This is a genomic window from Streptomyces sp. NPDC055078 (assembly GCF_053607985.1).
Map to the genome: position 1 here is coordinate 1 of NZ_JBSGUP010001064.1, position 1,645 is coordinate 1,645.

1 protein-coding gene is annotated in these 1,645 nt (G+C 68.6%); it reads right to left on the reverse strand.

The window, feature by feature from the left end; all coding sequences use genetic code 11:
- Window positions 1-25: 25 nt before the first annotated feature.
- Window positions 26-1,645 (reverse strand): lysyl oxidase family protein (locus ACWF94_RS40140; protein WP_453500186.1); only part of this gene is annotated, 1,620 nt, incomplete at its 5' end.

Sequence of the window (1,645 nt, forward strand, 5' to 3'; positions counted from 1 at the left end):
GGCCCCGGTGCGTGAGGACGACGGGTCAGTTGGCGTTGACCAGGTCGTGGGGCGGCACGGTCACCGTGCGGGCGCCCGTGGTACCTCCGAGGACGACCTTGCGGAGCGCCGAGTTGTTGGTGAGGCTGGTCTCCTTGAGCCGCTTCTCCGGGTTGGCCAGTACGTCGATGTAGTAGGTGCCGTTCGGCAGATCGGTGATGTCGAAGGACTGGCCGGGCAGGTACTGGCTGTAGGTGTCACCGGAGCCGACGTCCAGTGCCTCGCGGACCGAGATCGAGTTGCGCTGGCCGCAGGCGGTGCGCAGGTCGGTGTTGTTGGGGTGCCAGTTGGCGTTCTTCACCGTGTAGTCGACCGCGTCGGTGTTCGCCAGGCAGAACGCCTCCTTGCCGCTGCGGACCGCTACCTTCTTGTCGGCCTTCAGCAGGCGGTAGCTGGCGAAGTCCGTGAAGTGCCAGTGCTCGTGACCCGCGCGCGGATCCCACTCCATCGTCCCGCTGGGAGTGAAGCCGACCTGCTTGCCCTTGGTGTCGTAGAAGTACTGGTAGGCGTCCATCACCTCCTTGCCGGGGGAGCGGAAGCCGTCCACGACCAGCTTCCCCGGGCCGGCGTTCCAGACATTGGCGCTGAAGGTCAGAAAGTCCTTGCCCGGGACGTCCGCCTCGCCGTCGCCGATCCTGATGTCGAACGCCGGCAGCGACCGCAGATCCGGCTTCGGGCCGGCAGGCACCGTCGCCTTGCCTGCCGGGCGCTTCGCGTTGGGGGCGAGCGCGGGCGCCTTGCGGGAGCCGTCCGTCTGACCGGGCCGGTCACCGACGTTCGCCACCGAGCGCTGGGACTTCTTCAGCGCCCACGGCAGCGCGGGCGGCGCGGGGGTGTGCGGACCGTGGCCGACGTTGTACGACGGGGCCGTGCCGCTCAGCGCCTGGGGCAGCGTCGGCTTCGGCGGGGTGCCGTGCCCGGCGTGCGCCGCACCGTGGTGCCCGGCGTGGCCGGCGGCGGAACGCCCACCTGGGCCTCCGGGGCCTCCCGGCTCGACCTCGGTCACATTCATCGTGACCGTCTGCGGCTGGTGCGCGATACCGAACAGGTCGCGGTACTTCTTGGCCACGCTCACCGTGGCGGTGTACGTCCCCCCGGACGGCAGGGAGACGGGGGGCGGCGGGGAGTACCAGCCGTTGTAGGTGTTGGACGCCCAGCCGTTCTCCACACCCCACACCGAACCGAGGGTGAAGGGGTTCTCCGGGCAGCTCTCGGGGTACTTCGAGGTGGCCGGCGCGTCCGGCCGCACCCGGCCCGAGGCGTTGTTGGGGCAGAATCTCTCCTTGGCGGAAGCCACGACCTTGCCCGCCGAGTCCTTGACGGTGATCTCCGTGAAGCCGGGCAGGCCCGTGAAGTCCTTCACCAGTCCCTTCGGCAGGGTCCTCGTCGTGACCTTCTTGCCCACGCGGGTGGTCTGCTGAACGACGATGGGGTCCTTGTAGGACTTACGGGTCGCCTTCAGCTCGAAGGGGCTGTTCTCGGCGGTGAGGTAGGTGCCGAGATCGAGATAGACGCTGGGATCGCCCTTTTCCTTGATGATGTCCACGGATGTGCTGGCGGCGATCAGACGGAAGGTCGGCTTCGGTGCGGCCTTCTTGGCATCGGG